This window comes from Levilactobacillus humaensis, from assembly GCF_024345185.1.
GTDB classification, from domain to species: Bacteria; Bacillota; Bacilli; order Lactobacillales; family Lactobacillaceae; genus Levilactobacillus; species Levilactobacillus humaensis.
Genome location: NZ_BROB01000032.1, coordinates 20,950 through 28,037, shown reverse-complemented (window position 1 = coordinate 28,037; position 7,088 = coordinate 20,950). Strand labels below are relative to the sequence as shown.

At 48.2% G+C, this 7,088-nt stretch carries 7 protein-coding genes; 4 read left to right on the top strand and 3 right to left on the bottom strand.

Annotated elements, in window-relative coordinates; genetic code table 11:
• Positions 1–130 precede the first annotated feature (130 nt).
• Positions 131–1,810, bottom strand: a complete 1,680-nt coding sequence (rnjA, locus tag OCU14_RS09655) for a ribonuclease J1 (RefSeq protein ID WP_057877513.1) — start codon at positions 1,808–1,810, stop codon at positions 131–133.
• Entirely contained in the window at positions 1,807–2,025 is a 219-nt protein-coding gene (locus OCU14_RS09650; RefSeq protein ID WP_057877594.1) for a DNA-directed RNA polymerase subunit epsilon, read from the bottom strand. Before OCU14_RS09650 ends, rnjA begins: the two co-directional genes overlap by 4 nt.
• Positions 2,026–2,218: 193 nt before the next feature.
• On the opposite strand from OCU14_RS09650, the gene OCU14_RS09645 reads away from it, so the two are divergent.
• On the top strand, positions 2,219–2,713 hold the full coding sequence (locus OCU14_RS09645; RefSeq protein WP_261810857.1) for a hypothetical protein: 495 nt from the start codon (positions 2,219–2,221) through the stop codon (positions 2,711–2,713).
• A 53-nt stretch (positions 2,714–2,766) separates the two neighbouring features.
• Here the strand turns inward: OCU14_RS09645 and def are convergent, their stop codons facing one another.
• The gene (def, locus tag OCU14_RS09640) at positions 2,767–3,327 is read right to left on the bottom strand and encodes a peptide deformylase (RefSeq protein ID WP_261810856.1); all 561 of its coding nucleotides are present in this window, start codon (positions 3,325–3,327) and stop codon (positions 2,767–2,769) included.
• Between the two features lie 276 nt (positions 3,328–3,603).
• Here def and pdhA point away from each other — a divergent pair, with 276 nt between their 5' ends.
• The 3 genes from pdhA to OCU14_RS09625 all read left to right on the top strand — a co-directional run bounded on the left by pdhA (position 3,604) and on the right by OCU14_RS09625 (position 7,088).
• Positions 3,604–4,719, top strand: coding sequence for a pyruvate dehydrogenase (acetyl-transferring) E1 component subunit alpha (gene pdhA, locus OCU14_RS09635; protein ID WP_261810855.1), 1,116 nt, complete (start codon positions 3,604–3,606; stop codon positions 4,717–4,719).
• Positions 4,720–4,721: 2 nt separating this feature from the next.
• Positions 4,722–5,699, top strand: coding sequence for an alpha-ketoacid dehydrogenase subunit beta (locus tag OCU14_RS09630; protein WP_261810854.1), 978 nt, complete (start codon positions 4,722–4,724; stop codon positions 5,697–5,699).
• 66 nt (positions 5,700–5,765) lie between these two features.
• A complete protein-coding gene (locus tag OCU14_RS09625) occupies positions 5,766–7,088 on the top strand; it encodes a 2-oxo acid dehydrogenase subunit E2 (RefSeq protein ID WP_261810853.1) in 1,323 nt (440 codons plus the stop codon).

The window sequence follows — 7,088 nt, the reverse complement described above, 5'->3', positions numbered from 1 at the left end:
AGGCATAATAAAATCCCCTCAAGGTTGACAGATGAATTATACTTTTTCATCTGTCAACCTCAAGGGGACTATAGCAGATCAAGCTACCTTCATATGGATTTTACCAACAATAGTTGACAAAGAACCTAGATTACTTAGTCATAATAAACATGGGTAAAATCATTGGGTGACGTTCAGTCTTCGCAAAGAGGAAGTTTTGAAGGTCATCAATGACGGCGTTACGGATGGAAGCCTCGGTTGCCTTCGGATTACGCATGGCTCTGCGAATCGTCTGGAAGACCCGACGACGGCCTTCATTGAGTAACTCACCGGACTCACGCATGTAAACGAACCCACGTGAGAGAAGGTCGGGACCGGCCTTGATTTCTTGGTTCTTCAGGTCGATAGTCGCGACAACTACCACAAGTCCTTCTTCGGAAAGCAATTGACGGTCGCGTAAGACGACGTTGCCAATGTCACCGATTCCGGAACCGTCGATGTAGACGTCACCAGCACTGAAGTGGCCTGCAACACGGGCAGAATCCTTGGTCAAAGCCAAGACATCCCCATTTTGGAGGATGAAGCTGTGATCAAGTGGAACGCCACACTGTTCGGCTAACTCGGTGTGAATCTTTAACATCCGGTATTCCCCATGAATTGGCATAAAGAATTTCGGTTGCATCAGCCGGAGCATCAGCTTCTGTTCTTCTTGACCACCATGTCCAGAGGTATGGATGTTGTTAACCTTCCCATGGATGACGTTAGCGCCGGCTTCTTCCAGTTCGTTAATCACCCGGTTCACGGAAATCGTGTTACCAGGGATTGGATTACTAGAGAAGACGACGGTGTCACCGGGTTGGATTGAAATCTGACGGTGGGTTCCGTTGGCGATCCGGGAAAGGGCCGCCATGGGTTCACCTTGAGAACCGGTACAAAGAATCATGACCTTGTTGGCCGGTAGGGAGCGAATGGCATTAGCATCGACTAACGCTTCGTCAGGGATGTTCAAGTAGCCCAATTCACGACCGTTAACAATCGCCGCTTCCATGGAACGACCGAAGACCGCGATCTTACGACCGTGGGCTAGGGCAGTTTCACAGGCAGTTTCAATCCGGGAGATATTTGAAGCGAAGGTGGCAAAGATTACTCGGCCTTCGACTTGGTCAAAGATCTTACGGATTGACTTGCCGACCCATTTCTCAGACTTAGTCCAGATTGGACGCTCGGCGTTCGTGCTATCAGACATCAAGCACAAAACACCGTCGGCTCCCAACTTGGCCATCTTTTGAAGATCAGGCGGCTGGTTGGTAACGGGCGTCAGATCGAACTTATAGTCCCCAGTTTCCACGATGGTGCCGACCGGAGTGTGCACGGCAATCCCTAAGGTATCGGGAATGGAGTGGGTGGTTCGGAAGAAGGTGACACTCATCTTCCGAAACTTCAGCACAGTATCATCGTCAATTGTGTGTAACTCAGTCGATTTAAGTAATCCGTGTTCTTCGAGCTTGTTCTTAATCAACGCTAAGGCCAACGGACCGGCATAAACCGGAACGTTAAGGGCCTTGAGTAGGTACGGGATACCGCCAATATGGTCTTCGTGGCCGTGGGTGATCACTAGCGCCTTGATCTTGGCTTGGTTTTCAACGAGGTATTGATAATCGGGGATGACATAATCGATCCCTAATAGTTCGTCTTCAGGAAACTTGATTCCGGCATCGATCAGGATAATTTCATCCTGAAATTGAATACCGTAAGTATTTTTCCCGATTTCACCAAGTCCACCCACGCCAAAGATAGCAGTCTCGTTATTTTTGACGTTTAACTTGTTCATTCAGTGAACTCCGTTAATTTGTAATTCGGATTCTCTTGTTCGTAAGCCAGGGTCTTACCTTCCATGGCTTCAATGAATTCGATGTTATGGTCTGTATGGGCCTCAACTTGGGCACGGGCTTCAACTTCGGTGTCCGCTTCCAGGTAGAGAGAATGGGTTTCCTCGCGCTTAGGATTCCGTTTTTTATCGTTTTGATAATAAACTTTATAAATCACTGACAAAACTCCTTTAAAAAAATAATTTAATTCACCATTGGAGAAGTGAATCATTTATGTCCTTCCGAACTGCGGGTTGCTTACACAACAATTAGCACAATTTTAGCATAGTTTCAGGTGATTGTATAGAATTACCCCTAGACCGAAAAACATGCTATGATTAAGCTAACGCGAAGTGAACGGAGGAGACGCCATGGCATTAATAATAGAAATAATCATTGGGATTATCATTGCCATTGTAGTTTACGAAATGATTCACCGGATGATTGTCCAACGTGCAACCCGGATTGTCCGGCGATCGGCTCAGGATGATACCGATATGGCAGTTAAGGCCGCCTTACAGCGGCTGGTTAATGATCAGGTTCTCAGCGAGGACGAGGCCCAGATTCAACGGGCCGAAACCGTGGCCGACGTGTGGGGCAGAGGGGTCATGGCATTTGAGTACAGTCTACCCGCCGCCATGGACACCGAGCGCCGCTTGCCAGAATTAGAGCGAACCTTGAACGTGGCGCTGGCCAGTTACAGTGCCGATCATCAAATTAAGTCGGTGGGAACGGGGTCAGCATTCATCGTGAGTGATATTTGGGAATATGAAGATCACTTGCACTTAGACGTTGCCTATTTAATGAATGAATCTACGGTGGAATATTTAAAAGATTTAAAGAAATTAAATGATCCGGCTGTGTAAAACAACTCACAAAAAAGGCTCCGAGGATGTGAAATCCCTGGAGCCTTTTACGTTTAGTCAATCATAATGGTATCTTCATCGCGACCGAATGGTTGGTCCTTGTCAATGTGATCGTAGAAGAGCGTGCCGTGGAGATGGTCAATCTCGTGTTGGCAAACAATGGCAGGGTAGTTCTTCAAACGGACCTGATGTTTTTCACCGTTCACGTCGTAATACCGCAGTGTGATGCGATCATGACGGGGAACGAAACCAGGAACGTCTTTGTCCACGGAGAGACAGCCTTCACCCTCGGTCAGAGCCCCCTGTTGAACGGATTCCGACACGATGACGGGGTTGATGATGACGTCCGTGAAAGGTGACTTGCCATTTTCTTCGGCAGCCGGTACCAGCACGGAGGCCATCTTCTTGGAAACCCCAACTTGAGGGGCAGCTAACCCAACACCGGCCCGTAAGCCGTACTTCTTACATTGTTCGGGATCTTGAGATACCACGAGGTATTCCATGAGGTCCTTGGCGAGTTGTTGGTCTTCTTCAGAGAGAGGGAACACGACGTCTGCGGCTTCTTGACGTAGAACGGGGTCACCGTCTCTGACAATATCTTTCATGAGAAACACGAGCATTACCTCCGAAATTTAATCATAATTACCTTGTATTTTAACATACAACCTACCGAAAATGAAACGGTTAGAAAATGGTTTCTCGAGTTAAAAAATCGAGAAAACAGACGATCACAAGCACAATGTGAAAAGTAGCACAAACCCTTTATTCACATGAATGAAAGGGCTTGCAAGAGGTGTGAAAAAATGGTACTTTATAACTGTAGTCAGGAAACGCACAGTTAGCTCACTCTTGTTAACAATTTCATATCAAGTGAAAGGAAAGTGTTACTTATGGCTAATGGAAGCAAACAGATTGTAGACTTTGCCAAAATCAAAGCTACGATGGCCGATCCGTATAAGCACCCGGTGCAAGTCATTGACCGGGAGGGTACGGTGGTTGATCCGGAGATCCTTGCGAAGTATTCAGATGATCAACTGGTAGACTTTATGAAGAAAATGGTTTGGGAACGGACATTACACGAACAAACCATGAACTTTTCTCGTCAGGGTCGCCTCGGCTTCTATGCGCCAACCGCTGGTGAAGAAGCCAGCGAGATGGGTAGTGTAACTGCCTTTAAAGAACAAGACTTTCTGTTACCTGCCTACCGGGATTTACCACAAATGATCCAACACGGCACTACTGTTGCTAAAGGATTCTTGTGGTCCAAGGGTCATGTTGAAGGAAGCCAACATCCAAATCCAAATATGATCTTCCCTCAGATCATCATCGGGGCACAATACGTTGAAACCGCCGGTGTTGCTCTGGGTATCAAGAAGAACAAAGATGAAGACCGTGTGGCCTTTGCTTACACCGGTGACGGTGGGACTTCTCAAGGGGACTGGTATGAAGGGGTTAACTTCGCCAGTGCCTTCCAGGCACCCGCAGTCTTCTTTGTTCAAAACAATGGTTGGGCAATCTCAGTGCCTCGTTACAAACAAACCGCAGCGGAAACGCTGGCTCAAAAAGCGGTTGCCATGGGTGTTCCTTCCGTTCAAGTGGACGGGATGGATATTGTGGCGGTTCACGAAGTGGCTAAGGCTGCCAGAGACTTTGCCGTTGCAGGCAATGGCCCCGTTGTGATTGAAACCTTAACTTACCGTTACGGTGCGCACTCCTCAGCAGGGGATGATCCTTCGCGTTACCGGACTAAAGAAGAAGAAAAGCCTTGGTTCGACGCCGACCCATTGATTCGGTTACGGAAAGTGTTAACCGACAAGGGCGTTTGGTCACAAGACCAAGAAGACAAATTAGTTGCCAGCTATAAAGATGACTTCAAACAAGCAATGAAGGAAGCAGAAGCTGCACCTGCACAGAAGGTCTCCGATTTCTTAAAGTGGACGTACAACGTGCCAACGCCGGCGGTTAAGAAGCAAATTGCAGAATTCGAAGCAAAGGAGTCGAAGTAATCATGGCTAAAATGACGTATATTAAAGCGATCACTTCCGGTTTGGATCAAGTCTTGAGCGATGATCCAAAGACTTTGATTTTTGGTGAAGACGTGGGTAAGAACGGTGGGGTCTTCCGGACTACCGTTGGCCTGCAAGATAAGTATGGTGAAGATCGGGTCTTCGATACCCCATTAGCCGAATCCGGGATTCTTGGATTGGCCATTGGGTTATCACTGACTGGCTGGCGGCCAATTCCAGAAATTCAATTCATGGGCTTCACGTTCGAAGCTATGGATGGGATTGTTGGCCAATTAGCTCGTGACCATTATCGTTTCGGGGGACAAAAGAACTTCCCAGTGACGGTGCGGACCCCATTTGGTGGGGGAACGCATACCGCCGAAATGCATGCTGATAACTTGGAAAATTACTTCACGAGTACCCCAGGGTTACGGGTGGTGACGCCTGCCAATCCTTACGATGCTAAAGGGATGATTATCTCCGCCGTTGAAAGTGACGATCCGGTTCTCTTTATGGAAAACTTGAAGCTCTACCGGTCAATGAAGGCAGAAGTTCCCGATGAAAAGTACACGGTTCCGTTAGACTCCGCTAAGGTTGTTCGTGAGGGAACTGACATCACGATCGTGGCCTACAGTGCCGAAGTGAACGAATCCTTAAAGGCTTCCGATGCATTGGCCAAGGATAATATCTCGGCTGAAGTCATTGACTTACGTTCCTTGTCGCCAATTGATACCGATACCATCTTTGCTTCAATCGACAAGACCCACAAGGTGGTTATTGTTCAAGAAGCCCAACGGATGGCCGGAGTTGGTGCGACGGTTGCCGCCGACATTGCTGAAGAGAAGATTATGTCTCTGGATGCTCCAATCGGCCGGGTAGCGGCGCCAGATAGCGTTTACCCATTTGCTCAAGCCGAAAATGATTGGATTCCAAATGCGGACGATGTCGAAGCCAAAGCACGTGAAATCTTTAACTATTAAATTCCCGTTTAAAAAGAAATTAATGTGGGATTATTCGTATTCTAATGAAAGAAAGGAAGTTTTCCCATGGCTTATACGTTCAAACTCCCTGAGCTTGGTGAAGGAATGGCTGAAGGCGAAATTTCTTCATGGCTTGTTAAAGAAGGAGATACCGTTAAGGAAGACGACACATTAGTCGAAATCCAAAACGATAAGTCGGTTTCAGAATTGCCATCCCCAGTTGACGGGAAGGTTGCTCAGATCGTCGCACAGGAAGGGGACACCGTTGAAATTGGTGACCCACTCATCGTGATTGACGATGGGTCTGACACCCCACCTGACTTAGGTAAGGGTGATGCCGCTCCCGCTGCGGATGCTGCGCCAGCAGAATCTGCACCGGCACCAGAAGCACCGGCTGCGAGTCCAGCACCGGTAGCCGCTGCGCCAACAGGCGTACCAGCCGCTTCCGATCCTAATAAATTAGTTATGGCGATGCCTTCAGTTCGGCAGTATGCTCGCGACAAGGGCGTCGACATTACTCAGGTTGCCCCAACCGGGAATCATGGGCAAGTGTTGAAGGCAGACATCGATAACTTTAACGGTGCCGTTGCACCAGCTGCTGCCCCTGCTAAGGCTGCTGCCTCTGCACCAGCTGCGACTAAGGCCACGGGCCAGGCTATCAAGCCTTGGAACGCCGATCGTCCAGAGTTGGAGACGCGCGAACCAATGTCCCCAATGCGGAAGATCATTGCCAAGAGCATGCGGGCTTCTAAAGACATCGCACCACATGTCACGTCGTTTGATGAAGTTGAAGTTTCCAAGCTGATGGCTAACCGGAAGAAGTACAAGCAAGCTGCCGCAGACCGCGACATTCACTTAACCTTCTTGCCATACATCGTGAAGGCACTGGTTGCCGTTATGAAGGACTTCCCAGAGTTAAATGCCTCGATTGATGACACCACGCAAGAGATCGTCACGAAGCATTACTACAACATTGGGATTGCCACGAACACGGAACACGGCCTGTACGTGCCAAACATCAAGAACGCCGACTCTAAAGGGATGTTCCAGATTGCGAAGGAAATCTCTGAAAACAGTCAAGCGGCTTACGACAACAAGTTATCACCAGCTTCAATGGCCGGTGGATCGATTACGATTAGTAATGTTGGGTCGATCGGTGGGGGCTGGTTCACGCCAGTTATCAATCAACCTGAAGTTGCGATTTTAGGGGTTGGCCGGATTGAAAAAGCACCATACGTCAATGAAGATGATCAAATCGTGATTGGCCGTATGTTGAAGTTATCATTGAGTTATGACCACCGGTTAATCGACGGGGCCTTGGCTCAAAACATCTTAAATGAATTGAAAGCCTTGCTTCATGATCCAGAAATGCTCTTAATGGAAGGATGA

What these genes read in the sequence shown, in the direction of transcription:
- pdhA (WP_261810855.1), top strand. Translation starts at nt 3,604, where the DNA reads ATGGCTAATGGAAGCAAACAGATTGTAGACTTTGCCAAAATCAAAGCT.
- OCU14_RS09645 (WP_261810857.1), top strand. Translation starts at nt 2,219, where the DNA reads ATGGCATTAATAATAGAAATAATCATTGGGATTATCATTGCCATTGTA.
- rnjA (WP_057877513.1), bottom strand. Translation starts at nt 1,810, where the DNA reads ATGAACAAGTTAAACGTCAAAAATAACGAGACTGCTATCTTTGGCGTG.
- OCU14_RS09630 (WP_261810854.1), top strand. Translation starts at nt 4,722, where the DNA reads ATGGCTAAAATGACGTATATTAAAGCGATCACTTCCGGTTTGGATCAA.
- OCU14_RS09625 (WP_261810853.1), top strand. Translation starts at nt 5,766, where the DNA reads ATGGCTTATACGTTCAAACTCCCTGAGCTTGGTGAAGGAATGGCTGAA.